This is a genomic window from Sphingosinithalassobacter sp. CS137 (assembly GCF_014334115.1).
Classification (GTDB): domain Bacteria; phylum Pseudomonadota; class Alphaproteobacteria; order Sphingomonadales; family Sphingomonadaceae; genus Sphingomonas.
This window is the reverse complement of sequence record NZ_CP060494.1, coordinates 2,672,093-2,698,667: the sequence shown is the minus strand read 5'-3', so window position 1 is coordinate 2,698,667 and position 26,575 is coordinate 2,672,093. Positions and strand designations below refer to the sequence as shown.

The following is a 26,575-nucleotide window of genomic DNA, read 5'->3' as shown; positions in this document are numbered from 1 at the left end:
TCAGGCGAACACCGCCTGATAATAGCGGCGCGTCTTCGATGGTACGAGCTGCGAGATCACGAAGCTGTACGGTCCGCCGCGGCCGCAATCGAACTCATAGGCGGTGTCGAGCAGATAGACGTCGAACTCGGATTCGAAGAACAACGAAAAGGGCTCGCGAAAGTCGAGTTCCTCGGGCAGCGGCGGCCGCCGCTCGATACGCTCCAGCGTCACTTCGACCGGCTTGGGCAGCGTGTTGACTCGCACCTTGCGGCCAACCCAGGGTTCGAAATCTTCCGGTGCGAGCAAGCGCATGCGAATTCCCCCTAATGCCGCCCCTGTGGCTCCCGAGCGCTACAGTGCCGAGGATTGCCGCTGCTGTGAAGGTCTCAGATCGCTCAACCCTGCCCGCGCGCGAGTTCGCCGGCGAGCCACGGGTTCATCGCGGCGTCGATCACCAGATGCACGCGATCGGTGGCCCCGCCATTCTCCACGCTGTGGACATCCGACAGGCGCAGGTACCAGAGCTCGCCCGGACGCATCGCGACCGGGCGGCGATTCACGCAAAAGCGCACTTGGGGATTGGTGCGGATCGGGATGTGGAGCCGAACCGTCCCTTCCTCGGCGCACAATCCCGGATCCGTGTGCTCGAGGATCGACGATCCGGCTCCCAGCCGCATCAGCCGCACCGTCTGCAGCGGGCACTCCAGCCGAGCGATCACCTCGCGCAGATAGGGGGCGCTCCGAAGCGCCGGTGCGTCCGCGAACGCAGCTACTCCCGGATGCGCGCTCAGCATCAGGATCGGATGCTCGGCACCCGCCGGCGCGCGCAAGGGCATCGCGCTCCAATCGCCCGAATAGTTGCGGGTTACGAAGTGCGGCGTCCAGTCCGCCGCCTCCAGCCGTTCCAGGTCCGCTTCCAGCAGTGCGGGATCGAACGCCATCGGCAGCCGGACCCTGTCCGGGTAGCGCGCTTCCTGTGCGATCATCCGTCGTTCTCCCGCCGCCCTTGCCTAGCAAGGGTCTTCCAACATGCAAAACCGGCCCGGCCGCGATCCTGAGCAACAGAGGCGGAACATGAAGAGCGATCGAGAAGTGTATCGCGCACATGTGATGGCCGATCCGGCGGCGCAGGCCTTTCTGGACGAAGCGACGTACCCCGACGACTTCGCAGCGCGCGCGCAACATCTCGCCCGATCCGCCGGTTTGCCGCTCGACCACGAGGCGCTACGCGCCAGCCGGCGCGCGAATGCCGTTGCCCCGGACGACGCATGGGCACCCGAGGGATGGCTGCCGACCGCGATCGTCGAGGACGCGCAGGGCGCCTGGATCGATTGGGCGCGCTTCGGCGCGAGGCCGCTCACCGAGAGCTTCTATCAGGACTCGGTCGCTCGGGCCGCGGCCAGACCGTTCAACCGCCTGTTCAGGCACGGCACGCGCCTCGACGCGTTCATTGATCGGGCGCCGCTCGACGCATCGGCGCCGCTGAAGGGCATGATCTTCCACATGTCGCGCTGCGGATCGACTCTGGTCGCGCAAATGCTGGCTGCGCTTCCCGCGGCGATTTCGCTCTCCGAGCCGGGGCCGCTCGACTCCGCGATCCGCTATGCGCTCCGGCACCCTGAGCTGCCGCGTGCCCGCCGGATCGCACTGCTGCGCGCGATGATGGCGGCGCTCGCGCGGAGTCGCAGCGGGGAAAGCCGCTGCTTCCTGAAGCTCGACAGCTGGCATATCCTCGCCTTGCCGCTGCTCCGCGACGCCTTTCCCGACGTTCCCTGGATCTACCTTTTTCGCGATCCGGTTGAAGTGCTCGTGTCGCAGATGCGGCAACGCGGCTATCAGACCGTCCCGGCGCTGGTGCCGCCCGGGCTCTACGACGCCGACACGGAGCGGACCACCCAACCGGAGATCCTCTGCGCGCGGATCTTCGCCCACTATCACGCAGCGGCGGTCGAAGGGCTGGCAACGAGTGGCATCGCCATCGACTATGCCACGCTCCCCGCCGCTTTCTTCGATCGCATCGCGCCGCATTTCGGCCTGCGGCTCACTGCCGCCGAGCAACGCCGGATCGCGCAAGCGAGTGCGCATGACGCGAAAGCGCCGGACAATCTCTTCACTGCCGACGGCGCTCGAAAGCGCAGCGAAGCCGGTGCGGCGGTGACGGAGGCGGCAACACGCCAGCTCGGCGATCTCCACGACCAGCTGCTCCGCATCAGCCGGTCGGCCCCGAAGGATCAGCGCGCCGCTTCCTCATAGTCGGCGAGCAGTTCGGTGAAGGTCCGCGTCCAGGCGAAGTTCCGCTCGACATGCGCACGGGCGCGCTGTGCGATCTGCTCCCGCTCGGCCGCTACGCGCACGATGCCCGCTGCCATCGCAGCCGCATCGCCCACCGGCGCCAGATAGCCGAGCCCCTCGGGCACCCGCTCGCGAAGCGCCCCGCCCGCCACGCCGACCACCGGCAGGCCCGCGGCCTGCGCCTCGATCACGGCGAGCCCGAAGGTCTCGTGCGGGCCGGCGGTCACATAGATGTCGGCGGAGGCAAGCAGCGCCGCAAATCGCTCGCGATCGGTTTCATAAGGCAGGAGGTGGACGCCCGGATGCGCTCCCGCCAGCTGCGCGATTTCGTCGTGCAGCGGCCCCTCGCCGACCATCCAGAGCTGCGCATCGAAGCCCTCGGGCAACTGAGCATAGGCTTCGATCAGCTTCGGCACCTGCTTCTCGGTGCCGAGCCGTCCGGCATAGACCAGCACCATTGTGGCAGGCCCCGCCCCGGTGCGTGCCCGCACCGCCGGATCGGCCTTGTCGGGCCGAAACAGCTCGAGATCGACTCCCAGCGGCACGATGCGCACGCCCTCCACGCCATAGTCGCGGAGGCGCTCCGCCTGCGCCGGCGTCGAGGCGAAGCGCAGGTCGCAATGCTCGAAGACGTTGCGCATGTAGCGCTCCGCCCCCTTTTCGGCGGTGTCCGCCAGCTTCTCCACCATATGCCCGAGCGTGTCGCTGATCTCGTCGATCCAGTCGTGCGCCAGCGCGCGCAGCGGGGCGCCGACATAGGCGTCGGCGACGTCGGTGTGAAAGAAGCCGCCAACCAGGCAGCGCTCGCCTGCGCGGTGCCGGTGCTTGCGATAGGAAAAGGCGGCCCAGGGCGAGATATAATAGCTGCCGAGTTCGACGATGTCAGGCGCATGCGCATCCAGCGCCTTCCGGATCGAACGCGGATTGATGAAGAAGCGATAATCCTGCTGGCCGGGAAAGCGCGGGCTGTCGATCTCCACGATCGTGCCATGCGCATCCTCACGCACCCGGTCTTCCGCACCCGGGACGATCAGCAGATGCGTGTGCTGCGTCGATTCGGCGAGGAAGCGGCGTTTCTGATCGATGTAGGTGCGGATTCCGCCGCTGTGCTCGTTATACGCCAGCGTCACGTCACAGAATTTCATGCGCTGCCTTCCGCCGCTTGTGCCAACAACACCGGTTCTCCGAACGCCGCTTCGAACGGCCGCGTGCCCCATGCCATCCGCAATTCACCGCGCGTGCGGCCCTCCGGCCCGACGCGCAATTCGACTTCGCCTTCCTCCGCCGCCAGCAGAAGCGTGAAGCGCATCCCTTCCGCACGTCGCGGAAAACGCGGCCGGATCGCGCGCGCGCCGGGGTGGCCCTGAAGGCCGAACAGATGCTCGGCCACCAGCATATTCACCAGCCCGGTCCAGCCGACGAAGTCGGCCACCGGCCCGGATCCGAGCGTGATCTTTTTCCAGCGATTGCCGCGCTTTCGATGCAGTGCATCGATGCGATGCACAGTGGGATCGTAGAACTCGTAGAAATGCCCGTGATGCTGATAGGTACGATAGACGCCGTCGGCGAGGCGGAACGCCATGTCCGACGCGGTTTCGTGCCAGCCCGCGCGGCGCAGCCCTTCCACCACTCCATAGGCCGTGTTGAGCCACACCGGGCCGCGCCACATGTCCCGCTCGAAATCCGGATCGTCGAGCGCCACAGACGGCAGCGGGATCAGCGTACCGAATCCCTGCGGGTCCACGATCCGGCGGTGCATCCGGTCGGCCCGTGCGGCGTCGGGAATCCCCGCCCACAGCGGCAGCAGCGAGGCGATGGTGCGGCTGCGCACCAGCCGGCCCCGCGTCGTGTCGAGATCGAAATACAGGCCTTCGTCCGGATCCCAGAGATAGGCGTTGACCAGCGCCCGGATGCGATCCGCCTCGTGCCCATGGGCAGCCGCTTCGGCATCCCTGCCGAGCATCGCGGCCATTTCGGCCAGTGCCTCGCTCTGAAGCACCATATAGCTGCACAGGTCGGGCGCCGCCCAGGTGCGGATGTCATCCAGTCGTCGCTCGTCGGTCGTGCTGAAGCGCGGCGCGTTCTCGACGCCGGATTCATAGGGATGTGCCCAGTGATAGAGGCCGTTCGGCAGCCGCCTATGCGCGTCAAGCCAGCGCTTATATGCGGCAAGCGCCGGATAGGCGACGGCGATCCAACTGCGCGCGCGCGCCTCGGGCACCTCGCGCGCCAGTCGCACCAGCGACCAGGCGATCAGCGGCGGCTGCGTGAATCTGGACCGGGTATATTCGGATGCGAAATGCTGCAGCCGGTCGCCGTCGCGCAGCCGGATCACCGCCGCCAGCACCTCCCAGGCGACCTGCGGGTCCCAGCCCTTCCAAACCTGTGCGATGAAGGCCGAATCCCACAGATAGACGCCGCGAAACGGCGGGCCCGGATGCGCATGGCGCAGATCGCTCAGCCGGTTCGGCGTCTGGAGGTTGAGGAACAGCGAGGCGTTCACTCCGGCAAAGCCGTGCCGCCAACTCGCCAACGAGCGCCCGTGCGAATCCGTCACCTCCAACTCCGGAGGCAGGCGCTCGATATCCTTGGCGGCGAGCAGAGTGGTCGTCATCGCATCGGCGGACGCTCCGCGCCGCTCGAACAGCCGCGACAGGACGAGAATCTCGAAACCGAATACCGCCAACCGCCCGAGCCGCCGCACCGTCCCTACGGCGAGGCGGAAGCCGTAGGCGAGCGATCGAGTCAGGCCGCGCCGTTCGGCAGGCATGGCATTCCTTCGAAGCAGAAACGGGGAGGCACGCTCGGGCAAACGTGCGGCACCGCGAAAGGTTCGCCCCGCGTCGCAACCATCCGCCGCATGCCCGCATTTGGAATGACATGGACCCGAATCAAGACACTCCGCGGCACATCTCGGCGCAGGACGCGCGCGGCGGCGACGTCATTCTGCGAACGCGCCGACGGCGATTGATCTTCATCACCGGGCTGGTCGGACTGGCGGTGCTTGCGATCCTCGCGCGGCTTGCTTTCTACGCCTGAGCGGCGTCGATGCGCCTGCTATGTGACCGCATGCTGCTCGGTCTCGCCCGTTGGACGCGCGCTGCCGGGCACGACACCGCAGTGGTGGAGTCCGACGCCCCGGACCCGGCGGTTCTGGCGCGCGCCGCGTCAGAGCGCCGCAAGCTGGTAACGCGGGCTCGCGCGCTCGCCGAGCGTAATGCGGGCGCGATTCTCCTCACCGGCGATACGCTCGACGAACAGGCGGCTGCGCTTGCCGGCGGGGCCGATCTCGACTGGCTGGAAGCGCCATTCACGCGCTGCCTGGTCGACAATCAACCGCTGCGGACGGTCGAGCCGGACAGGCTCCCGGATATTCCGGATTCGGCTCGCAGCCTTTCCGGCCCCTTTCGCACCTGCCCCGCATGCGGCCGCAGCTATTGGCCGGGCAGCCACGTGCGCCGGATGCGTGCCCGCCTCGAACGCTGGGCTACGGCTAAACCGTGAAGCTCTCGCCGCAGCCGCAGGCACCCTTGGCATTGGGATTCTCGAACACGAACCCCGCGGTGAAATCGTCTTCCACCCAGTCCATCGTCGATCCGATCAGATAGAGCACCGAAGCGCCATCGACGAAGAAGGCGCCGCCCGGTGTGTCGATCCGTTCGTCCATCGGATTCGCCTCGGCGACATAATCCACCGAATAGGCGAGGCCGGAACAGCCGCGGCGGGGCGTGGAGAGCTTGACGCCGATCGTCCCCTCCGGCGCCTGCGCCATCAGCGCGGCGATCCGCGCCTCGGCAGCGGGCGTCAGGTTCAGCACGGCGGGGCGTTCGCGGGTGGTGGTTGCCATGTCTCACTTACCTTTCCCGTTCGCTTCGAGCGCAGTCGACAAGCGTTGCGCCACATCAGCGTGTCTCGTTTTCGCTCGACACCAACGGTTCTGTTGCGCTCGTCTGGGGTCAGAGCATTCCCAGCTCGAGCTTCGCTTCGTCGCTCATTTTGCCCGGATCCCACGGCGGATCCCAGACGAGGTTTACTTCGGAATGACCCACACCCGGCACCGATCCGACCCGCAGCTCGACTTCGGCGGGCATCGATTCGGCGACCGGGCAATGCGGAGTCGTCAGCGTCATCGTCACCACGGCATGACCGTCGTTGGTGACCTCGACGCCATAGATCAGCCCCAGGTCATAGATGTTCACCGGGATTTCCGGATCGTAGATTTCCTTCAGCGCCTCGACGATCGCATCGTAGAGCGCGCCACCCGGCTCCCCGCTGTTCGCAGGCTCGGGCTTCTGCGCAAGGAAGCCGGTGAGATAATCGCGCTTGCGCTCATAGGTATCGCGCGCGTCCTCCACCCGGGCGCGCGGCGGCGCATCGACTCGCTCGACTTCCTCGGCCACGATCTTGCTTTCCTCGTCCATCATCTTCACCCGAAAATCCGCGTGACGCGCTCGACGCCCTGCACCAGCGCCGCGACGTCGTCCGCCGAGTTATACACTCCGAAGCTCGCGCGCGCCGTCGCTTCGACGCCCAGCGCCTCCATCAGCGGCTGCGCGCAGTGATGCCCCGCGCGGATCGCCACCCGGCTCTCGTCCAAGATGGTGGCGATGTCGTGCGGATGCACCCCCTCGACGCCGAAGCTGACGATCCCCGCCGAATTCTCCGGCCCGAACAGGCGCACGCTGTTGATCTCCGACAGTCGTGCGCGCGTTTCGGCGACCAGTGCCGCCTCATGCGCATCAATCCGGTCGAGCCCGATCGCCTCGACGTAATCGATCGCCGCGTGCAGCCCCAGCGCACCGACGATGTGCGGCGTTCCCGCTTCGAATCGACCCGGCGGCGGGGCATAGGTCGTGCGCTCGAACGAGACCTTGTCGATCATCGATCCGCCGCCCTGCCACGGCGGCATCGCGTCGAGCAGCTCGGCGCGGCCCCACAGCACGCCGACACCAGTGGGACCGTAGAGCTTGTGCCCGGAAAAGACATAGAAGTCGCAGTCGAGCGCACCGACGTCGACCGGCATCCGCGGCACCGCCTGGCAGCCGTCCAGCAGCAGCTTCGCGCCCACGCCATGCGCCAGTTCCGCCGCGCGCCGCGCGTCGAGCACCGATCCGGTGACGTTCGAGACATGCGCCAGCGCGACCAACCGATGCCGCGAGGTCAGCATCTCCGCCATCGCATCGAGATCGATCCGCTGGTCTTCGGTCAGCGGCAGCACGTCGATATGCGCACCGATCCGCTCGGCCGCCAGCTGCCACGGGACGATATTCGAATGATGCTCGAGCTGGCTCAGCAGGATCCGGTCGCCCGCGCGCAGCTGCGACACGGCCCAGCTCTGCGCCACCAGATTGATGCCTTCGGTCGCTCCGCGCACGAATACGATCTCGTCGGCCGAACCTGCCCCCAGGAATTTCGCCGCCCGCGCCCGCGCCGCCTCATAGGCGAGCGTCATGTCCGCGGACCGCTGATAGACGCCGCGATGGACGGTGGCATAGGTCTCGCCATAGCCGCGCGTGATCGCATCGATCACCGGGCGCGGCTTCTGCGCCGTCGCGGCGGTATCGAGGTAGGCCCAGCCCGAAGGGATGGCCGGAAAGTCGGCGAGCACGTCGAGCGGGCGCATGTCGGCCGTCACTTGCATGTCGCACCCTCTCCGCGCGCCCCGGGCGCGGTCGCGGAACGTGCCGCACGTGACGCGCATCGTGTCTCGACTTTGCTCGAGACCAGCGGATTGGGGCAGGAAAGAGGTGTCACAGCGCCTCCCCCAGCCACTTCTCCGCATCGGCCGCGAACGCCTCGCGCACCGGTTCCTGGCCGATCCGGTCGAGCGCATCGGCAACGAAAGCGCGGGTCAGCAGCGCCTTGGCGGCGCCTTCAGCCAGACCGCGGCTCTGGAGATAGAAAAGCGCGCGCCGGTCGAGCTCGCCCACTGTGGCGCCATGGGCGCACTTCACGTCGTCGGCGAAGATTTCCAGCTCGGGCTTCAGATTGATCGTCGCCGTGCGGTCGAGCAGCAGTCCCCGCAGCGACTGTTCGCCGTCGGTCTTTTGCGCGCCGCGGCGAACCGCCACCCGAGCCGCGATGCTTGCGGTAGCCCGCTCGCTCGCCACCGCGCGCCAGGTCTGCCGGCTGGTACCTTCCTCGCCCGCATGATCGACCAGATTGAACGTGCCGAGCATCTGCTCTCCGCGCGCCAGCAGCGCGCCGCCCACTTCGACATAGGCACCGGGCATGCTGGCGATGTTGCCGGTTTCCAGCCGCGCAGTGTCGCAACCGAGCACCAGCGCCGTCGAAATGAAACTCGCCGCCTCGGGGACGCAGGACGCGGCATGATCGGTGAAGGCGCCGCCGGTCTTCACCGCGCGCACGGCGCGCATGAGCCGCGCCCCGCGCTTCGCCTCATACCAGTTGGCGACATTCGCCCAGCCGGAGCCGAGGTGTGTCTCGACGATCGATGCCTGGGCATCCTCCTCGAGCACGATCTTGTTGGCATAGTGCGCGCTGCCGCCCGTCGAGACGTAGACGATCTGCACCGTTCCGATCACGCCGCGCTTGCCGACCACAATCGCGAACCCCGCGCGGGCCTCGCGCACCGCGCGATCGGCGAGCGGATTGCCGGAGAGCTCCGTGCCGCCGTTCGTCACGCGAACCTCGCCCGGCGCGCTCAGCTCCGCGCGAAAGGCCCCATCGACGAACACGAGCCGCGGGCCGGGCAGATCGATCCACCAATCGTCGAGGGTGGGCAGCGCACCGCTCGGTGCTTCCGTCTCGTAACGGGCCAGCCTGCCGGTATCGAACCAGCGCAGATCCTCCTGCCGCTGGACATCCTCCGGTGGGCCAGGCGCCCGTTCCAAGGTGTCGGTCGCGCTCACGCCGCCACCGCCGCATAGCCTTCGCGCTCCAGCGCCTCGGCCAGTTCCGGCCCGCCCGAGCGCACGATCCGCCCATCGGCGAGCACATGCACCTTGTCCGGCCGGACATAGTCGAGCAGCCGCTGGTAATGGGTTATCAGCAGCACGCCCTTATCCGGCGCACGCAGGATGCGGTTGATACCGTCGCCCACGGTCTTCAGCGCATCGATGTCCAGGCCCGAATCCGTCTCGTCGAGGATCGCGAACTTCGGGCCGAGGATGCCCATCTGCACCATCTCGTTGCGCTTCTTCTCGCCGCCCGAAAAGCCGACGTTCACCGGGCGCTTGAGCATTTCCTGGTCCATCCCCAGCGCATCGGCCTGGCCGCGGGCAAGCTTCAGGAACTCCGCGCCGGAAAGCGGCGCCTCACCGCGCGCGCGCCGCTGGCTGTTCAACGCCTCGCGCAGGAACTGGACGTTCGAAATGCCCGGAATTTCGACCGGATACTGAAAGCCGAGGAACAGCCCGGCCGCCGCGCGCTCGTGCGGCTCCATCTCCAGCAGATCCTCGCCCAGGAAGGTGACCGAGCCGGCCGTCACTTCATAAGCGTCGCGCCCGCCGAGCACATAGCCCAGCGTCGACTTGCCCGCGCCGTTCGGCCCCATGATCGCGTGGATCTCGCCCGCGCGAACTTCGAGGTCGAGCCCCTTGAGGATTTCCTTGCCGTCGATTTCGGCGTGGAGGTTTTCGATCTTCAACATGCGTGTCTCTGTTCCAATCAGGGCATCGTGTCGGGACCGGGCCCGAAGGTGATCGCCGGGGCGCTGGTCATGTCGCGCGGCGGCGGGGGCAGGTCGGGAAGCCGGTTCGGATCGTCCTCCGCCGCGCCGCGTACGGCAGGGCCGACCGCAGGCATCTCCGCGGCGGTGCGGGGCTCAACCAGCTTCGGCAGCGTGAGCGCCATCGCGGGCGCGGCTTCCGCCGCAGCCGCGCGCCGCGGGGCCAGCGTAACCAGCGAAACGTCGATGCACGCACCGGCCTCGGCCACGTCCGCAGCACAGTCAGGCACGGTTGCACAGGCTTCCGCATCGAGCGAGTCGACACCGCTCGAGACGAAGACTCGGCAATTCTCCAGCCGGCCGTCGGCAGCGCGATCGAAGAGGAGCGCCACGCGCCCCACCGTCGCCTGCACGACAATCGCCTCCGCCTCCTCTTCGAAGACGGTGTCCTGCGCAGGCACGTCCTGCATCGCGACAGCGGCGAGGAGGAGCAGCGGCGAGATCACCCCACCGAACCTTCGAGGCTGATGCCCAGCAGCTTCTGCGCCTCGACAGCGAATTCCATCGGCAGCTGCTGCAGCACTTCCTTGGCGAAGCCGTTGACGATCAGCGCCACCGCGCTTTCGGTGTCGAGCCCGCGCTGCATCGCATAGAAGAGCTGATCGTCGCTGATCTTGCTGGTCGTCGCCTCATGCTCGATCTGCGCGGACGGGTTCTTCACTTCGATATAGGGCACGGTGTGCGCGCCGCACTGCTCGCCGAGCAGCAGGCTGTCACATTGCGTGAAGTTGCGGACATTCTCCGCATTCGGCCCGACGCGCACCAGCCCGCGATAGGTGTTGTCGCTGCGGCCCGCGCTGATCCCCTTCGAGATGATCGTCGATCGGCTGTTCTTGCCGTTGTGAATCATCTTGGTGCCGGTATCGGCCTGCTGCCGCCCGTTGGTCACTGCGACCGAATAGAATTCGCCGACGCTGTTCTCGCCGTTCAGAACACAGCTGGGATATTTCCAGGTGATCGCGCTGCCGGTTTCGACCTGGGTCCAGCTGACCTTGGAATTCTTCCCCTGGCACAGCGCGCGCTTGGTGACGAAGTTATAGATACCGCCCTTGCCGTTCTCGTCGCCCGGATACCAGTTCTGCACCGTCGAGTACTTGATTTCCGCATCGTCAAGCGCGACGAGCTCGACCACCGCGGCGTGCAGCTGGTTCTCGTCACGCATCGGCGCGGTACAGCCTTCGAGGTAGCTGACGTATGCGCCCTTGTCGGCGACGATCAGCGTCCGTTCGAACTGACCCGTATTCTCGGCGTTGATGCGGAAATAGGTGGACAGCTCCATCGGGCAGCGCACGCCCTCGGGCACATAGACGAAGGTGCCGTCGGAAAAGACCGCGCTGTTGAGCGTCGCGAAATAATTGTCGCGCTGAGGCACCACCTTGCCGAGCCACTTCTTGACCAGCTCGGGATGCTCTCGGATCGCCTCGCTGATCGAGAGGAAGATCACGCCGGCGGCCTTCAGCTCCTCGCGAAAGGTCGTCGCGACCGAGACGCTGTCGAACACCGCATCGACAGCCACCTTGCGCGCGCCCTCGACGCCCGCGAGCACCTTCTGCTCCTCGATCGGGATGCCCAGCTTTTCATAGGTCCGCCGGATCTCGGGATCGAGCTCGTCGAGCGAGGCGATCGTCTTCTTCTGCTTGGGCTCGGCGTAATAATAGGCGTCCTGATAGTCGATCGGCGCGATGTTCAGCTTGGCCCAGTCGGGCGCCGTCATCTCCTGCCACATCCGAAACGCCTTCAGCCGCCAGTCGAGCATCCATTCGGGCTCGCCCTTCTTGGCGGAGATGAAGCGCACCGTGTCCTCGGTCAGCCCTTTGGGCGCAAAGTCCTGCTCGACCTCGGACGCGAAGCCCCATTCATATTTCTTGTTCGCGGCGGCAAGCGCCTCGGCGTTTTTCGTGGCCATGGTTCAGCTTCCAATCGGAGCGGCTTCGCGCACCGGATTTGTGTTCAGGGACGCCAGTGTCACACTGGCCAACGCGCCGCGCACGGCGCCGTTCACTTGGTTCCAGTGCGGCTTCACGCGGCAATTCTCTTCGACCGCGCAGTCGCGGCCCTTTTCATCGACGCAGGCGGTCATCGCGATCGGCCCGTCGATCGCTTCGACGATATCGGCCAGCGTGATCGCCGCCGGCGGTCGCGCGAGGCGGAATCCGCCGCCGGTCCCGCGCGCGCTCTCCACCAGCCCGGCTGCGGACAGCCGGCTGACCAGCTTCTGCACCGTCGGAAGCGGCAGCCCGGTTTCCTCGGCGAGCAGCGTTGCGTTCAGCCGCCCCGCCCCGCCGCAATGGCGTGCGGCGGCGGTGAGCATCACCACCGCATAATCGGCAAGGGAGGACAGGCGCATCATCAATCGGACCAACTCGTTCCGATTGGCATCTGGGGTCAATCGTCGTGTGGGTCAAGCGTTTCCGGCACTGCCTCGGGCAACATGTAGAAGGTTTCCTTGTCCAGCGTCGCCGCCAGCACCGGATCGATCCGCTCGCGCAGGCTGGTGGGCGTGTGGCCGGTATAGTGCTTCACTTCGTTGATCATGTGCGACTGATCGGAAAAGGGTGCGGCGACATCGGCAGCCCGCTCGCCGCGATAGAGGCGCAGCGCCGCCAGCAGTGCCCGGAACTTGCGGCGCAGGTGAGTCGGCGATCCGCCGAAATATTCGTTGCACAGCCGCATCACCTGGCGCGGCGTCATGCCGGGAACGGCATCGTAGAGCGCCTGTACGTCGAGCGTCTCGGACGCCGACCATTCCCGCACTGCCTGCGCCAGCGCCAGATGGGAAACAGGCACGGATTGCCGCCGCGCCTGCAGGAACGGCTCGACGGCTGCGATCATTTCCTCCAGCGTCTCCAGGCGCCGCAGCTCCGCCAGCAGTTCAATCACCTCGGGTCCAAACACCTCGGCTCCGTCGATCACCCGATCGGCGACCTGATGGGCCGGAAGCCTCACCAGGGAACGCCAGCCGATCGGCCGCAGCGAAACGCCGAAACAGTGAAACGGTCCTTCGACGCGGTAGCGCGCAGCCGCGGTCCCCGGCGCGTTGATCATCACCGGGCGCGAATGTTCTTCGCGGCCGTCGGGAAACAGGAGCACTCCCTCGCCCTTCAGCATGAAGCGGATCTGGCCGACGTCGACTCGTTCGACGCCCTCCACTTCGCGCGCATCCCAGCGATACAGATAATAGGTTTCGACGAGCGGCTTCAGCGGCCCTTCGGTATCGATGAAGCGCAGCGCAGGCCCGCCTGGGGCGGAGCGCAGCACGACACCCTTGCCCTCGCCTGCGGCATCGGTCGTGCGGACGACTTTCGCCACGGAAGCCTTGCCTCCGCGGTCGGTTCCGGCGTGCTGCATTTGCCTGAGTACCCCACCTCAGATGACCGAAGGCAGGACTATATCGTTCAGGTGGCGGCGATAAAAGACGGCCCGGCCAACGAATCGGCCGGGCCAGTTAGAAAGGGTCCCCCTGTTGGCGGAACCCCTCGGGTCGCAGCTCCGTACTAGCACCGAGACCTGCTGCGGTATTGAACCCAAACGACATTCTGGCACGCGGCCGCTTTGACGTTGCTCCGCTCCGGTGCAAAAGCCGGCGCATGGCCTATCCGCTCCGCCCCCTGCTGTTCGCGCTCGATGCCGAGCAGGCGCACGGCGCTTCGCTCGCCGCGCTGCGCCTCTGGGCCACCGCAGGAACGCCGTTCAACGCCTCCGGAACGGATATGTCGCTGCAGACCGAAGTGGCCGGCATCGTCTTCCCCAATCCGCTCGGCCTCGCAGCGGGATACGACAAGGATGCAGTGGCCGTGCCCGGGCTGTTTGCACTCGGCTTCGGCTCGGTCGAAGTCGGTACGCTCACCCCGCGCCCGCAGCCGGGCAATCCTCGGCCGCGCCTGTTCCGGCTTGCCGAAGACGAAGCCGTGATCAACCGCATGGGCTTCAACAACGGCGGTCTCGACGCGGCACTGGCGCGGATCGCCAAGCGGAGCGACCGCAGCGGCGTGCTCGGCGTCAATGTCGGCGCGAACAAGGATTCGGCGGATCGGATCGCCGATTATGCCCAGGGCGTGGCGCGCGCCGCGCCGCTTGCCGATTACATCACGGTCAATGTCAGCTCGCCCAACACGCCGGGTCTGCGCGATCTTCAGTCGCGACCGGCGCTCGACGATCTCCTCGCCGCCTGCGATGCCGCGCGCGTGCTGCCGGATGCGCGCCGCCGGCCGCTGTTCCTGAAGATCGCGCCCGATCTCGATCGTGCCGGCATCGAGGGAGCCGTACGCGCGGCGATCGACAATCGAGTCGATGCGCTGATCGTGGGAAACACGACCATCTCGCGCCCGGACGGACTGCGCTCCTCGCACGTCGGCGAAACCGGTGGCCTCTCCGGCGCACCGCTCGCGGCTCTCGCCCGCGCCAAGCTCGTCGAAGCGCTCGCGGCGGCGAATGGCGCGCTGCCGGTGATCTCCGCCGGCGGGATCGACAGCGCGGACGAGGCGCTGGCGCGGCTCGACGCAGGGGCGAGCCTGATCCAGCTCTATTCCGGTCTCGTCTACCGCGGACCCGGACTGATTCGGGCGATCCTGGCCGCGCTCGCCGCACGAAAGCGCGGTTGAGCCGCTTTGCGCTGGCACGAAAACACCGCTACGGCAGGCGCATGAAAAGGCTGCTCGTCGCGTTCATCGCCCTCCTCCTCCCGGCAGCCGCATGCGCCCAGGGAGTGGTCGCCTCCGCCGATCCGCGCGCGACCGAGGCGGGACGCGAGATGCTGCGCCAGGGCGGCAGCGCCACCGACGCCGCGCTCGCGATGCTCGTCGCACTCACGGTCGTCGAGCCCCAGTCGAGCGGCATTGGCGGCGGCGGCTTTCTGCTGCACCACGACGCCGAAACGCGCGTCCTGACCACCATCGACGGTCGCGAGACCGCGCCTGCGGCGGCCCGCCCGGACCGGTTCCTCACTGCCGAAGGCGCGCCGATGCCGTTCCTCGAAGCCGTGCCGGGGGGGCGCTCGGTGGGCGTTCCGGGTAATCTCCGGCTGATGGCGATGGCGCATGCGAAATGGGGGCGGCTCGACTGGGCGGCTCTCTTCCAGCCTGCGATCCGCCTTGCCGAACAGGGCTATGACGTCACTGCCCCGCTCGCCGCCTATACGCGGATGCTGGCACCGCGCTGGGCTGACTTTCCCGAGACCGCGGCGCTGTATCTGAACGACGGCGAGCCGCTCGAAGTCGGCGATCATATCCGCAATCCGGCGCTCGCCGCCTTCCTCCGCCGCCTCGCCGCCGAAGGCGCCGATGCCTTCTACACCGGCGAGAATGCCGAAGCGATCGTCAACAGGGTCGCGCAAAGCCCGAACAGCCCGGGGGACATGACGCTCGGCGATCTCGCCGCCTATCGCGCGGTCGAGCGCCCGGCGGTGTGCGGCGGCTATCGCGACTACACCGTCTGCGGCATGGGCCCGCCCTCCTCGGGCGCCACCACCGTGCTCCAGATCCTGGGCATGCTCGAACGGTTCGACATCGGCGAGATGGGCGCGCGTTCGCCCACCGCATGGCATTTGATCGGCCAGGCGATGCGGCTCGCCTATGCCGACCGCGGCAAGTATCTCGGCGATCCGGACTTTGTCTCCGTGCCGGTCGCGGGACTCGTCGATCCCGGCTATCTCGCGCGGCGCGCGCGGCTGATCGCGCCTGAGCGCGCCTTGGAACGCTATCAGCCCGGCACCCCGCCCGGCGCGCAGCCGCGGACCGATGCGGTACAGCCCGACGTACCCGGCACCACGCATTTCGTTGCGGTCGATCGGGCGGGCAATGTCGTCTCGATGACCTCGACTGTCGAGGGGCCGTTCGGAAGCCAGCTGCTCGCCAACGGCTATGTCCTCAACAACGAGCTCACGGACTTCAGCTTCGCGCCCGAGGAAGCCGGCGCGACGGTGGCCAATGCCGTCGCGCCGGGCAAGCGCCCGCTGTCGTCGATGTCGCCGACCATCGTGTACGATGCCGAAGGCCGGCCGGTACTGGCGCTCGGCTCGGCGGGCGGACGGCGTATCATCATGCACGTCGCCAAGACGCTGATCGGCGTGCTCGACTGGGATCTGCCCGTCGCGGAGGCGATGGCACTGCCCAATCTTTACTACGACGACGCGGAATTGCTGATCGAAGCGACCCCGCTCGGCGCCGAACTTGCCCGGGAAATCGCGCCGCTCGGCGCCGTCCGCGCTGCCGATCAGGGGTCGAAGGTCACTGCCGTCGAACGCACGCCGGAGGGCTGGCGCGGCGCCGCCGATCCGCGCAGCGTCGGCACGGCCGCAACCGAATAAGAACAACGCGGTTGAATACAACCGTAACGAAGACGGGAGACAGGATGCGCAGGCTCGAACGGTTCGAAAACCTCGTCAGCATGTTCTTCGCACGCGCAAAGGAGAAGGGCGACGCGCCCTTTCTCTGGGCAAAGGCGGACGGCGAATGGAAGGCGACGAGCTGGTCCGAGGCCGCCCGCCAGGTCGCGGGGCTCGCCACCGCGCTGGAATCGATGGGACTGCGCCGCGGCGACCGCGTGATGCTCGTTTCGGACAATCGCCCCGAATGGTGCATCAGCGATCTCGCGATCATGGCGGCGGGCTGCGTGACGGTGCCGACCTACACCACCAATACCGAGCGCGATCACGCCCATATCATCGAGAATTCGGGCGCCTGCGCGATCATCGTCTCGAACGCCAAGCTCGCGCGCAACCTGATGCCGGCGGCGGTCCGCTCGAACACCGTCCGGATGGTGATCGCGATCGACGAGATGCGCGCCAGCCAGTCGGGCAGCATGGAATATCATCAGTGGCGCAGCCTGATCGAGGCGCACCCCGCCGATCCCGAAGCCGTGGCGGCACGCGCCACCTTCAAGCGCTCCGACCTCGCCTGCATCATCTATACGAGCGGCACCGGCGGCGCACCGCGCGGCGTGTGCCAGCATCACGGCGCGATCCTCCACAATGTCGAAGGATGCACCGCGCTGATCTCCGAGGATTTCGGCTGGGACGACGAGATTTTCCTCTCGTTCCTGCCGCTTTCGCACGCCTATGAGCATACCGGCGGGCAGCATTTCCCGATCGGCCTCGGCGCCCAGATCTATTATGCCGAGGGGCTCGAGAAGCTTGCCTCCAACATCGAGGAGGTCCGGCCGACGATCATGGTCGTCGTGCCGCGCCTGTTCGAAGTGCTCCGCACCCGCATCAGCAAGGCGATCGAGAAACAGGGCAAGTTCTCCGCCTATCTGCTCGACCGCGCAGTGAAGATCGGCTCCAAGCGGAGCGCGGGCGGCGTGCCGGTGCAGGATCAACCGATGAACCTGTTCCTCAAGGCCACGCTCAAACCCAAGATCGCCAAGCGCTTCGGCGGGCGCATGAAGGCGATGGTCTCGGGCGGGGCGCCGCTCAATCCGGAGATCGGGATCTTCTTCGATTCGCTCGGCCTCACCTTCCTACAAGGCTATGGCCAGACCGAGGCCGCGCCGGTGATCTCGTGCAACCGTCCCAAGGCGGGTCTCAAGCACGACACGGTCGGTCCGCCGCTGGAGGGCGTCGAAGTGCGGATCGCCGAGGACGGCGAGATATTGGTGCGCGGCGAGCTCGTGATGCACGGCTATTGGCGCAACGAGGACGAGACCGACCGCGTCCTCAAGGACGGCTGGCTCCATACCGGCGACATCGGCGAGATCGACGCCAAGGGTCGGATCCGGATCACCGACCGCAAGAAAGACATTATCGTCAACGACAAGGGCGACAACGTCGCCCCGCAGAAGATCGAGGGCATGCTGACGCTCCAGCCCGAGATCGTCCAGGCGATGATCTATGGCGACCGCAAGCCCTATATGACCGCGGTGCTCGTCCCGGATCCAGAATGGACGCAGGAATGGTGCGCCAAGAGCGGCAATCCCTGCGACTTCGAGAAACTGGCGCAGGATCTCGACTATCGCGCGGCGCTGGGCAAGGCAGTCGAGCGCGTCAATCACGATCTGTCGCAGATCGAGCGCGTCCGCCGCTTCATCCTGGCCGACGCGCCCTTCCAGATCGAGAACGAGCAGCTGACCCCGAGCCTCAAGATCCGCCGCCACGTGCTCCGCAAGGTCTATGGCGAGCGGCTGGATGCGCTCTACCGAGGATAGCGCTCGCCGAGCGGGCGCTCGCCGGCAGTGCCAGTGCGGCGCCGGACAACCGCACCGCCGGCGTTCACTGGACCTGACTCGCGCTCTCGCGCGGCGGAACGGCGGTCAGCGCCCTACGGCCGCGGCGTTCGCCGGCGCAGCTTCGGCCGCGGCGCTGCCCTCGGGCACCACCACCATCGTCCAGTCCTTCGACGGCTGGAGATATTTCGCGGCGAGCGCCTGCAACTCGGCCGGCGTGGTCCCGACCACATCGTCGGCGATGCTGCGCACGGCCGCGAGCCGCGCCGGATCGCGCGTGCCGCCTTCGACCAATGCCATCCAGAAGGGATTGGCGGTCGATCGCCGCCGCAGTCCTTCGATCAACGGCACGATCGCGCGTTGCAGCTCGTCGGCTTCTACCGGACGAGCCACCAGATCGGCGGCGATCCCGCGCGCCAGCGTGAAGAAGAACCCCGTCTTGTCCGGGGGCACCATTCCGAGCGCCACCAGGCTGCCGCCGCCCGGCAAGCCGACCGGCCATTGGCTGACGATGTTGGGCGAATAGCTCACCCCCGCCTGGCTGCGCAGTTCCTCGAGCAGTCGGTCGCGGAAGATCGCGGCCAGCACTTCGAGCTTGCGGCTTTCCGGAATGTCGGCGCTGCCGCTGCCGGTGGGCCACGCGATCGCCGCCGCCGCCTGATCGGGCTGGCCTTCGTGGGTGCGCACCACCGGTGTCGCGACATGCTCGGGGAATCGCACCGGCGGCACCGGCTGGGTCATCGCCTCACGCGGGGCCAGCGCGCCGAAAGTGGCGGCGACCGCTTCAATTGCCGTCTCGCTCTCGAGATCGCCGAACACGAGCACTTCGATCGGCCCCTGCGCCAGCAGCGGCTCCCAGAAGGCGCGGAAGCGCTCGGGCGTCAGCGCTTCGATCTCCTCGATCGGCGGGACGCCCCAGCGCGGATCGCCGGCGTGGAGCAGCGAATCGAGGTCGCGCGACAGCACGCCGTCGGGCGAGGCGGAAAGCCCGGCATAGCCGGCCAGCAACACTGCCCGGGCCCGCTCGACCGGATTGGGATCCCAGCCCGGCGCCGCCAGCTTGGTGGCGAACAGCCGAAGCTGGTCGGCAAGATCCTCGCGCGTTGTCTGCCCCGCCAGGATGAAGGCGTCCTCGCCGACGCCGAAGCCCAGCTCGATCTGACGGTCGCCGGTCAGCGCGTCGAGCTCCTCCTGGCCGAAATCGCCGATGCCGCTCGCCATCAGGGCCATCTCCCCGGCCCAGCCGGGGGCGGGCCGGTCGGCCGGCAGCGCGTTGATGCCGCCGCCGAAGCGCACACGCACATACACTTTGTTCACTTCCGAATCATTCTGGTGGAGCAGCAGCTCGACGCCATTGTCGAACGCGATCTGTTCGATCGTCGGATCGTCGAGCGCCACCGTCCGGCGTACCACCTCGCCCGGCGTTTCGAGCGCCGGCAAATCGCCGATGTCCACTGCGCCGACAGTATCGCGCCGCTCGCCGCCGCCGACGTCGGCTTCCACTGCCGCCGCGAGCCGCGTCGTCGCCGTATCGTCGGCGACGCGCGTGTTGAGGATCGCGCGCATCGCCACTCCGTCGAACACGCGGGCAGAGGCGGTCTGCACCGCCTCGGGCGTGAACATGCCGCCATCCACCGCGCCGCGAAAGATGGTGTAGCTTCCCTCGGCGTTGGTCACTGCCTCGTTGATGTCGACCGCCTCGACGAGCGTATCGGCGATCTGCGATCCGGGCTCCACGGGCTCGGTGGCGATCGCATTGCGCATCGCCGCGTCGATCTCGGCCACTTCGCGATCGATCTCCGCCTGCGTCGGCGGAGTCGCGACCGCATCGGCGATCACGCCGCGCACCTCGCGGACTGCACGCTCCCAATCATCGCCCACCGGCAGAACCTGCACCGTCGTCACATTCGCCGATCGGGCGACATCGTCGAGATTCGCGCCCGCCGCGAGGAAACTTCCGCCGGAACGCGCGATCGATTCAAGTCGCCGATTGATGATCCGCACCGCCACCAGATCGACCATTCGCTCCTGATTGAAGCGCATCGTGTCGAACGTCACTGTCCACGGCCGCAGGACGTTGAGGCTGACCAACGTCGGCAGCGCAGGCTCCACCAGCGTCGCACTCACGGGATGGCCATCGCCCGGCGTGCCGAAGTCCGGTGTCTCGGGCGCCGGGCCCGTGCCTTGCCAGTCGGCGAAATGCTCGACCACCAGCTGCTCTAGCACCGCCGGATCCGCATCGCCGGCGATCACGACCACGGCCCGCTCGGGGCGGTACCAGCGGCGTTGAAACGCTTGCACTGCCTCTGGAGTGGCGGCGGTCAGCGCCTCGGTCGTACCGATCGGCTTGCGCTCGGCAAGCGGCTGGCCGGCGAACACCAGCCGCAGCATCGCGTCCTCCAGCCGCACCTGCGGGCCGGGCTGCTCGCGCGCCTCGGCCAACACCACCGGCCGCTCGGCATCGAGCGCATCCTGGGTGATCGTCGGATTCTCCATCATTCCGGCCAGGATCTTCAGGCTTTCGCTCAGCCCCTCCCGGTCCGCGCTCGGCAGGTCGAGCTGATAGACGGTTTGCGTAAAGGTGGTGGACGCGTTGCTGTCCGATCCGAAGGTCACGCCCAGCCGCTGCCAGATGCGGCGCGATTCGCCGTCCGGCACATGCTCCGACCCGCGGAAGGCGAGATGCTCGAGCAGATGGGCGAAGCCGCGTTCCGAATCCCGCTCCATCAGCGATCCGGCATCGATCCGCACGCGCACCGAGACCTGACCGGGCGGAACGCCGTTGCGGCGGACGGCATAGCGCAGGCCGTTGTCCAGCGTTCCGAAGTGCCATTGCGGGTCGCGCGGAATGTCGCTGCCGCGATAGATCCACGGCGTCGTGTCGGGCTGTGCCGCCGGCGCGACGCTCGGCGCGGTCTGCTGGGCGAGGGCGGGAACGGCGGCGCCGGCAAGGGCGAGCGCGGCGGCGGCGATGCGGAAACCGCGGGCAAGCATGAACATGACCCGATCCTAACCGCGCGCCTCCCGCCCCGCCAGCACAGAACGCGGCTTGCGCGCCATGTTTTCGACGAAACTGGCCGCTATCCGGACGGACAGCCGAACATCAGCAAAGGCCGGGCTGGACCGCCTCACACGATCTCCAGCACCGAGTCGCATCGTGCGGCGAACGGATCGACGGGGAGCGATGTGACGATCGGCCAGGGTACGGAACAGCGGAAAATGTGGCATAATTCTGTCGAGCCCGATGCTTGGCCGGCGCCGGTTCGCGTTCCCGATCTCAACCTCGTCTCCGGCGCCCCGATCCCGCAGGCGCCGCTGCAGGCCCAGCGCGGCAGGCCGCTCGTCATCCGTGTCGGCAAGCATCTGCGCGGCCTGTTCGACCGGATCATCGCGCGCTCGTCGCTGATCCCGAACGATCCGGTGCTCGACGTGCGAAACTTCCCGTGGACGGCGTCGCTGCGCGAAAACTGGGAAGCGATCCGGGAAGAGGCGATCCGCGCCGGCCTCGCGCGCGAAGTGCCTTCGCTCGCCAGCATCTCGCCCGATCACCGCGCGATCGCGCCGATGAACCGCTGGCGCAGCTTTTTCCTGTGGGGTTATGGCTATCGGATCGACGAGAATATCGCACAATGCCCGATAACCAATGCGCTGGTGGCGCAGATCCCCGATCTCAACAGCGCCTTCTTCTCTATCCTCGCACCGGGCACGCATATTCCGCCGCATCGTGGCGTGACCAAGGGGCTGGTCACCTGCCATCTCGGCCTGGTCGTTCCCCGGGACGGCGACGTGCGGATGCGCCTGGAAGACCGCGTCCTGCGCTGGGCCGAGGGCGAGACGCTGGTGTTCGACGACACCTATGACCACGAGGTGTGGAACGACACGTCGGGCACGCGCGTGGTCCTGCTGATCCAGACCAAGCGGCCGTTGCGCAATCCCGGCAAGTGGATCGCCGAACTGTTCCTCGGCATCGTGAAGCGCTCCGCCTTCGTTCAGGAAGCGCGCGCGAACGTGCTGCGCTGGAATGCGGCGCACAAGCCAATGGACAGCTGATCACCGCCAGCGGGCGGGGATCGCAACGCTGTGTTGCCGCCGTGCGCCTTGATCCGGGGCGGCCGCGCCGCCACATGGCGGACATGCTGATCGAAACCGAAGCCACGCCCAATCCCGCGACTCTGAAGTTCCTTCCCGGCCGCACGGTGATGGAAGCGGGCACACGCGATTTCGCCACGCCCGAGGAAGCCGAAGCCTCGCCGCTCGCCGAGGCGCTCTTCTCGCTCGGCGACGTAACCGGAGTCTTCTTCGGCCGCGACTTCATCTCGGTCAGCGCCGCGCCCGGCGTCGAATGGAGCCAGCTCAAGCCCGACGTGCTGGGCATCCTGCTCGATCATTTCTCGGGCAACATGCCGCTGTTCCGCCCCGGCACGGCAGCCGGCATCGCCGTGCCGCCCGAGGGCGCCGAGTTCGGCGACGATCCCGAGGATGCCGACATCGTGGCGCAGATCCGCGAATTGATCGACACCCGCGTTCGCCCGGCCGTCGCCAATGATGGCGGCGACATCATCTATCGCGGGTTCGACAAGGGGAAGGTGTATCTCCAGATGCAGGGCGCCTGCGCGGGCTGCCCCTCTTCCACGGCCACGCTCAAGAACGGGATCGAGCAGCTGCTGCGCCACTATGTTCCCGAAGTGACCGAGGTTCGCGCCGTCTGACACTGCGCGCCTCCTCGATATCGACGAATAGGAGAAGCACCATGGGCGAACCTCTCAGCGAGGCGGGGCTCGACACGATCTTTCGCACCGCGCGGACCTACAACGGCTATACCGACGCCCCCGTCACCGAAGCCGACATCCGTTCCATCTACGATCTGCTGAAGATGGGCCCCACATCGGCCAACCAGCACCCCGCCCGCTTCGTCTGGCTGCTCAGCCAGGAAGGCAAGAACAAGCTCGCCGATTGCGCCACCGGCACCAATCCCGACAAGATCCGCAAGGCTCCCGCCGCGGTCGTCATCGGCATGGACTGGAATTTTCACGAGCATCTGCCCGACCTCTTCCCGCATGCCGACGCCAAAAGCTGGTTCGAAGGCGAAGGCGCGCTCGAAAAGCGCAAGGAACATGCCTTTCGCAATTCCTCGCTGCAGGGCGCCTATTTCATCATCGCCGCGCGTGCGCTGGGGTTCGATACCGGTCCCATGTCGGGATTCGACAACGCCAAGGTTGACGAAGCCTTCTTCCCCGGCCAGCCCCATGTGAAATCCAACTTCATTTCCACGCTGGGCCATGGCGACCCCTCCACCATCTTCGACCGCAGCCCCCGGCCCGAATTCGAGCGGTTCAATCGCGTCGGCTGATCGGCGCACGCTCGTCATCGAAACCGCGACCGCCGCTTGCTCGGTCGCGCTGATCGAAGGCGGCGAGCGGGTGGCGGCGCTCCATGAAGTCGTGGGCCGCGGCCATGCCGAGCGGCTGGTGCCGATGATCGCAGAGCTTCCGGGCCAGGGCCGTGCGGAACGGCTACTCGTCGACTGCGGCCCCGGCAGCTTCACCGGCGTCCGCGTCGGCCTGGCGGCAGCGCGTGCACTCGGCATCGGCTGGGGAGTGCCCGTCTTCGGCTATTCCTCGACTGCGCTGGTCGCCGCCGCCGCGTTCGCCGCCGATCCCGCCCTGCGGGCGCTTGCGGTCGTTCTGGAAGGCGGACATGGTGAAGTCTTCATGCAGGGGTTCACTGCTTCGCCGCCGGCGCCGGAAGGGCCGCTCCGCTCGCTCGTGCCCGATCTCGCCTGCGCCGCGCTCGCCGGCCGCGCCGCGTTCGGCAGCGGTGTCCGGCATCTCGCAGCGCTCGATCCGGCGCTGAGGCTTCACGAAACACTGCCCGACGCAGCCGATGCCGTGCTGCTGCCCCCCGATGCCGCCGCGCTGCCGCCGCGGCCGATCTACGGGCGCGCGCCGGATGCGAAGATCCCCGGAGCACGCGCGTGAGCACGACCGTGAATCTCGTGGCGCTGCGGCCGGGCGGCGCTCACGACCTCGCGCTCGTCAATTCGATCATGCAGGAGGCCTTCGACCCCCGCTACGGCGAAGCATGGACGACGCCGCAGTGCATGGGAATGCTGTCGCTTCCCGGCGCCTGGCTCACTCTGGCCGAACTGAACGGAGAGGCTGCGGGCTTCGCCCTGGCGCGCGCGGCAGGTCCCGAGGCCGAACTGTTGTTGCTCGCTACTCGGCCGGCAAGTCGCGGTCGGGGTGTCGGTGGAGCATTGCTGCGCGCGGTGGTCGAAGAGGCCCGCGACCGTCGCGTCCTCGACCTGCACCTGGAGGTACGCGCGGGCAACGCTGCTGCGCGTCTATACCAGCGCGAAGGATTTACCAAAGTTGGTGAGCGGCGCGGCTATTATAGAGGTAGGAACGGACAACTGTTCGACGGGGAGACATTTTCGCGAAAGATCGGATGATTTTTTCTTCACCCATGGTTGCGGCTCTTGCCTTCGATCCAAAATGACCGGATAAGCGCGCCGCCAGCGACAGGATAGTCGCGTTATATCGGGTCGAAAGGAATTATAATGGATTCGCAAAACGACATGCAGGAAACGCTAGTCACCTTGACTGCGGATATCGTCGCCGCGCATGTCTCCAACAACAGTGTGGCCGTTTCCGACCTTCCGCTTCTTATTCAGAATGTTCATGGTGCGCTCTCCGGCCTCGACGGGAAAGCATCTGAGCCCGAAGTGAAGCAGGAGCCGGCGGTCTCGATCCGTTCGTCGATCAAGCCGGACTATATCGTCTGCCTCGAGGACGGAAAGAAGCTCAAGATGCTGAAGCGTCACCTGATGACGCACTATCAGATGACTCCCGAGCAGTATCGCGCGAAGTGGAATCTGCCCGCGGACTACCCGATGGTCGCGCCCAACTATGCCGAACAGCGCCGGACGCTCGCCAAGAAGATCGGCCTCGGCACCAAGCGCCGCAAGCGCTGAGATCTCGCCGCGACGTCGCCGTACGGCTCGTCCAGGCGACGTCGCGGAATCCGGTCCGCTCGCGGAGCACGCTCTTGCCCCCACGTGCCGCTTGGCGGTAGAGCGGTGAGGCACCAGTTGGAAGTCTCATGGGCCGCAAGATCGATCTCGAAGCACTCTGCCAGGAAAAGGGGCTGCGCATCACCGAGCAGCGGCGCGTGATCGCGCGCGTGCTGTCCGAGGCGGAGGACCATCCCGACGTCGAGAAGGTGTATGAGCGCGCCTCGGCGGTTGATCCCGGCATTTCGATCGCGACCGTCTATCGCACGGTCCGGCTGTTCGAAGAGGCGGGCATTCTCGACCGGCACGATTTCGGCGACGGCCGTGCCCGCTACGAGCCGGCTCCCGAGGCGCACCACGATCATCTGATCGACGTCGAAACGGGCAAGGTGATCGAATTCGTCGATCCCGAGCTCGAGCTGTTGCAGAAGCAGATCGCGGAACGGCTCGGCTTCCGCCTCGTTGACCATCGCATGGAACTCTACGGCGTATCGCTCGACCGAAAGAGCTGAGGCTCGGTGGTCGAAACTCCCGAAGAACGACATCACGCGGCCGCGCAGGGCCGGCCGCCCAAGGTCGGCTTCATCGGCTGGTGTAGGCTCTGGCTGCGGGTCTGCCTGATGCTGCTGGCAGCGCTGGTCGCGATCCCGCTGCACTATCTGTTCCGCATCTTCCGTCTTCCCTCGCCCTGGCCGCGGCTGTTCCTCGGTTGGGTCGCCCGTATCGCCGGCGCGCGCGTGAAGCGGATCGGCGTGCCGCTGAAGCGCGACGTCTTCTATATTTCCAATCACGTCAGCTGGATCGACATTCTCGCGATCGGCGGCGCCAGCGGCAGCGCGTTCGTCGCCAAGGCCGAGCTTCAGAAGGCACCGCTGGTCGGCTGGCTCGCGAGCCTCAATCGTACCGTCTATGTCGCCCGCAACGAGCGGCTGCGCGTCGCCGACCAGATCAACCAGCTGCGCGAGGCGTTTCACGACAATTGGGCGGTCACCGTGTTCCCCGAAGGCACGACGACGGACGGCGCTTCGCTGCTGCCCTTCAAGTCGCCGCTGCTCAAGGTGCTCGAGCCGCCCCCGCCCGGCGTGATGGTCCAGCCGATCCTGCTGGTATTCGATGCGCGCGGCCGCAACCTCTCATGGATCGGCGAGGAGAGCGGCAAGGACAATGCGATCCGTGTCCTCTCCAACCGCGGCAGCTTCTCGGTGCGCTGCGTGTTCCTCGACCCCTTCCACCCGCGCGACTTCCCGACGCGCAAGCTCCTCGCCGCCGAAGCCAAGCGCCGCATCAGCGAAGCATTCGAGGAACGCACCGGCAGCCCGCCGCAGGAATTCATCGGCCACGACTGGTGGGCGGGGAAGCGTCCGCAGGCGACGGCAGACGCGGCTGCGGGCGGCGACGCAGAATAGATGCCATCGGCCGGGCCCCAGCGCAGTGCTCCGGCG

At 67.1% G+C, this 26,575-nt stretch carries 28 protein-coding genes; 14 read left to right on the top strand and 14 right to left on the bottom strand.

Annotation, left to right across the window (positions count from 1 at the left end):
* Entirely contained in the window at window positions 1-294 is a 294-nt protein-coding gene (locus tag H7V21_RS13320; protein WP_188054200.1) for a DUF6916 family protein, read from the bottom strand.
* An 83-nt stretch (window positions 295-377) separates the two neighbouring features.
* The gene (locus tag H7V21_RS13315) at window positions 378-968 is read right to left on the bottom strand and encodes an aspartyl/asparaginyl beta-hydroxylase domain-containing protein (RefSeq protein ID WP_188054199.1); all 591 of its coding nucleotides are present in this window, start codon (window positions 966-968) and stop codon (window positions 378-380) included.
* Between the two features lie 88 nt (window positions 969-1,056).
* On the opposite strand from H7V21_RS13315, the gene H7V21_RS13310 reads away from it, so the two are divergent.
* A complete protein-coding gene (locus tag H7V21_RS13310; protein ID WP_188054198.1) occupies window positions 1,057-2,235 on the top strand; it encodes a sulfotransferase in 1,179 nt (392 codons plus the stop codon).
* Here the strand turns inward: H7V21_RS13310 and H7V21_RS13305 are convergent.
* Window positions 2,214-3,419 carry a glycosyltransferase gene (locus H7V21_RS13305; RefSeq protein ID WP_188054197.1) on the bottom strand — a complete coding sequence of 402 codons (1,206 nt, stop codon included), beginning with the start codon at window positions 3,417-3,419 and terminating at the stop codon, window positions 2,214-2,216. The two genes, H7V21_RS13310 and H7V21_RS13305, sit on opposite strands and share 22 nt — an antisense overlap.
* Window positions 3,416-5,044, bottom strand: coding sequence for an MGH1-like glycoside hydrolase domain-containing protein (locus tag H7V21_RS13300; RefSeq protein ID WP_188054196.1), 1,629 nt, complete (start codon window positions 5,042-5,044; stop codon window positions 3,416-3,418). Before H7V21_RS13300 ends, H7V21_RS13305 begins: the two co-directional genes overlap by 4 nt.
* Window positions 5,045-5,154: 110 nt before the next feature.
* On the opposite strand from H7V21_RS13300, the gene H7V21_RS13295 reads away from it, so the two are divergent.
* Both H7V21_RS13295 and H7V21_RS13290 read left to right on the top strand, forming a co-directional pair.
* On the top strand, window positions 5,155-5,313 hold the full coding sequence (locus H7V21_RS13295; protein WP_188054195.1) for a peptide ABC transporter permease: 159 nt from the start codon (window positions 5,155-5,157) through the stop codon (window positions 5,311-5,313).
* A gap of 30 nt (window positions 5,314-5,343) precedes the next feature.
* A complete protein-coding gene (locus H7V21_RS13290; protein WP_223177028.1) occupies window positions 5,344-5,778 on the top strand; it encodes a Mut7-C RNAse domain-containing protein in 435 nt (144 codons plus the stop codon).
* Here the strand turns inward: H7V21_RS13290 and H7V21_RS13285 are convergent.
* From H7V21_RS13285 to H7V21_RS13245, 9 genes are all read right to left on the bottom strand, one after another.
* On the bottom strand, window positions 5,768-6,121 hold the full coding sequence (locus tag H7V21_RS13285; RefSeq protein WP_188054193.1) for a HesB/IscA family protein: 354 nt from the start codon (window positions 6,119-6,121) through the stop codon (window positions 5,768-5,770). The two genes, H7V21_RS13290 and H7V21_RS13285, sit on opposite strands and share 11 nt — an antisense overlap.
* A gap of 109 nt (window positions 6,122-6,230) precedes the next feature.
* Complete coding sequence (locus tag H7V21_RS13280; protein WP_188056561.1) at window positions 6,231-6,695, bottom strand: SUF system Fe-S cluster assembly protein; 465 nt, start codon at window positions 6,693-6,695, stop codon at window positions 6,231-6,233.
* A gap of 5 nt (window positions 6,696-6,700) precedes the next feature.
* On the bottom strand, window positions 6,701-7,915 hold the full coding sequence (locus tag H7V21_RS13275) for a cysteine desulfurase (RefSeq protein WP_188054192.1): 1,215 nt from the start codon (window positions 7,913-7,915) through the stop codon (window positions 6,701-6,703).
* A gap of 109 nt (window positions 7,916-8,024) precedes the next feature.
* Window positions 8,025-9,146: a SufD family Fe-S cluster assembly protein gene (locus tag H7V21_RS13270; protein ID WP_262503880.1), complete on the bottom strand. Its 1,122-nt coding sequence runs from the start codon at window positions 9,144-9,146 to the stop codon at window positions 8,025-8,027.
* Window positions 9,143-9,886: a Fe-S cluster assembly ATPase SufC gene (sufC, locus tag H7V21_RS13265; protein ID WP_188054191.1), complete on the bottom strand. Its 744-nt coding sequence runs from the start codon at window positions 9,884-9,886 to the stop codon at window positions 9,143-9,145. The genes H7V21_RS13270 and sufC overlap by 4 nt, the downstream gene beginning before the upstream one ends.
* 17 nt (window positions 9,887-9,903) lie before the next feature.
* Window positions 9,904-10,410: an energy transducer TonB gene (locus H7V21_RS13260; protein WP_188054190.1), complete on the bottom strand. Its 507-nt coding sequence runs from the start codon at window positions 10,408-10,410 to the stop codon at window positions 9,904-9,906.
* Window positions 10,407-11,870: a Fe-S cluster assembly protein SufB gene (gene sufB / locus H7V21_RS13255; RefSeq protein ID WP_188054189.1), complete on the bottom strand. Its 1,464-nt coding sequence runs from the start codon at window positions 11,868-11,870 to the stop codon at window positions 10,407-10,409. The genes H7V21_RS13260 and sufB overlap by 4 nt, the downstream gene beginning before the upstream one ends.
* Window positions 11,871-11,873: 3 nt before the next feature.
* Window positions 11,874-12,311, bottom strand: coding sequence for an SUF system Fe-S cluster assembly regulator (locus H7V21_RS13250; protein WP_188056559.1), 438 nt, complete (start codon window positions 12,309-12,311; stop codon window positions 11,874-11,876).
* A gap of 38 nt (window positions 12,312-12,349) precedes the next feature.
* Complete coding sequence (locus H7V21_RS13245; RefSeq protein ID WP_188054188.1) at window positions 12,350-13,273, bottom strand: AraC family transcriptional regulator; 924 nt, start codon at window positions 13,271-13,273, stop codon at window positions 12,350-12,352.
* A gap of 278 nt (window positions 13,274-13,551) precedes the next feature.
* On the opposite strand from H7V21_RS13245, the gene H7V21_RS13240 reads away from it, so the two are divergent.
* Genes H7V21_RS13240 through H7V21_RS13230 form a run of 3 tightly spaced genes read left to right on the top strand, consistent with a single transcriptional unit; the run spans window position 13,552 to window position 18,103 of the window.
* Entirely contained in the window at window positions 13,552-14,565 is a 1,014-nt protein-coding gene (locus H7V21_RS13240; RefSeq protein WP_188054187.1) for a quinone-dependent dihydroorotate dehydrogenase, read from the top strand.
* Window positions 14,566-14,606: 41 nt separating this feature from the next.
* Complete coding sequence (gene ggt, locus H7V21_RS13235; RefSeq protein WP_188054186.1) at window positions 14,607-16,268, top strand: gamma-glutamyltransferase; 1,662 nt, start codon at window positions 14,607-14,609, stop codon at window positions 16,266-16,268.
* 44 nt (window positions 16,269-16,312) lie between these two features.
* Window positions 16,313-18,103 carry an AMP-dependent synthetase/ligase gene (locus tag H7V21_RS13230; protein WP_188054185.1) on the top strand — a complete coding sequence of 597 codons (1,791 nt, stop codon included), beginning with the start codon at window positions 16,313-16,315 and terminating at the stop codon, window positions 18,101-18,103.
* A 105-nt stretch (window positions 18,104-18,208) separates the two neighbouring features.
* Here H7V21_RS13230 and H7V21_RS13225 read toward each other — a convergent pair whose 3' ends face one another.
* Window positions 18,209-21,121 (bottom strand): M16 family metallopeptidase, encoded by a 2,913-nt coding sequence (locus H7V21_RS13225; protein ID WP_262503879.1) that lies wholly within the window; start codon window positions 21,119-21,121, stop codon window positions 18,209-18,211.
* Between the two features lie 219 nt (window positions 21,122-21,340).
* On the opposite strand from H7V21_RS13225, the gene H7V21_RS13220 reads away from it, so the two are divergent.
* The 8 genes from H7V21_RS13220 (at window position 21,341) to H7V21_RS13185 (ending at window position 26,539) form a co-directional block, all read left to right on the top strand.
* The gene (locus tag H7V21_RS13220; protein WP_188054184.1) at window positions 21,341-22,171 is read left to right on the top strand and encodes an aspartyl/asparaginyl beta-hydroxylase domain-containing protein; all 831 of its coding nucleotides are present in this window, start codon (window positions 21,341-21,343) and stop codon (window positions 22,169-22,171) included.
* 83 nt (window positions 22,172-22,254) lie between these two features.
* Window positions 22,255-22,830, top strand: coding sequence for a NifU family protein (locus tag H7V21_RS13215; RefSeq protein ID WP_188056557.1), 576 nt, complete (start codon window positions 22,255-22,257; stop codon window positions 22,828-22,830).
* Window positions 22,831-22,871: 41 nt separating this feature from the next.
* Complete coding sequence (locus H7V21_RS13210; RefSeq protein ID WP_188054183.1) at window positions 22,872-23,471, top strand: malonic semialdehyde reductase; 600 nt, start codon at window positions 22,872-22,874, stop codon at window positions 23,469-23,471.
* Complete coding sequence (tsaB, locus tag H7V21_RS13205) at window positions 23,401-24,099, top strand: tRNA (adenosine(37)-N6)-threonylcarbamoyltransferase complex dimerization subunit type 1 TsaB (RefSeq protein WP_188054182.1); 699 nt, start codon at window positions 23,401-23,403, stop codon at window positions 24,097-24,099. The genes H7V21_RS13210 and tsaB overlap by 71 nt, the downstream gene beginning before the upstream one ends.
* An 8-nt stretch (window positions 24,100-24,107) precedes the next feature.
* Window positions 24,108-24,572 carry a GNAT family N-acetyltransferase gene (locus H7V21_RS13200; protein ID WP_262503878.1) on the top strand — a complete coding sequence of 155 codons (465 nt, stop codon included), beginning with the start codon at window positions 24,108-24,110 and terminating at the stop codon, window positions 24,570-24,572.
* 108 nt (window positions 24,573-24,680) lie between these two features.
* Window positions 24,681-25,094, top strand: a complete 414-nt coding sequence (locus H7V21_RS13195; RefSeq protein WP_188054181.1) for a MucR family transcriptional regulator — start codon at window positions 24,681-24,683, stop codon at window positions 25,092-25,094.
* Window positions 25,095-25,222: 128 nt separating this feature from the next.
* On the top strand, window positions 25,223-25,645 hold the full coding sequence (locus tag H7V21_RS13190; RefSeq protein ID WP_188054180.1) for a Fur family transcriptional regulator: 423 nt from the start codon (window positions 25,223-25,225) through the stop codon (window positions 25,643-25,645).
* A 6-nt stretch (window positions 25,646-25,651) separates the two neighbouring features.
* A complete protein-coding gene (locus H7V21_RS13185; RefSeq protein ID WP_262503877.1) occupies window positions 25,652-26,539 on the top strand; it encodes a lysophospholipid acyltransferase family protein in 888 nt (295 codons plus the stop codon).
* Window positions 26,540-26,575 lie beyond the last annotated feature (36 nt).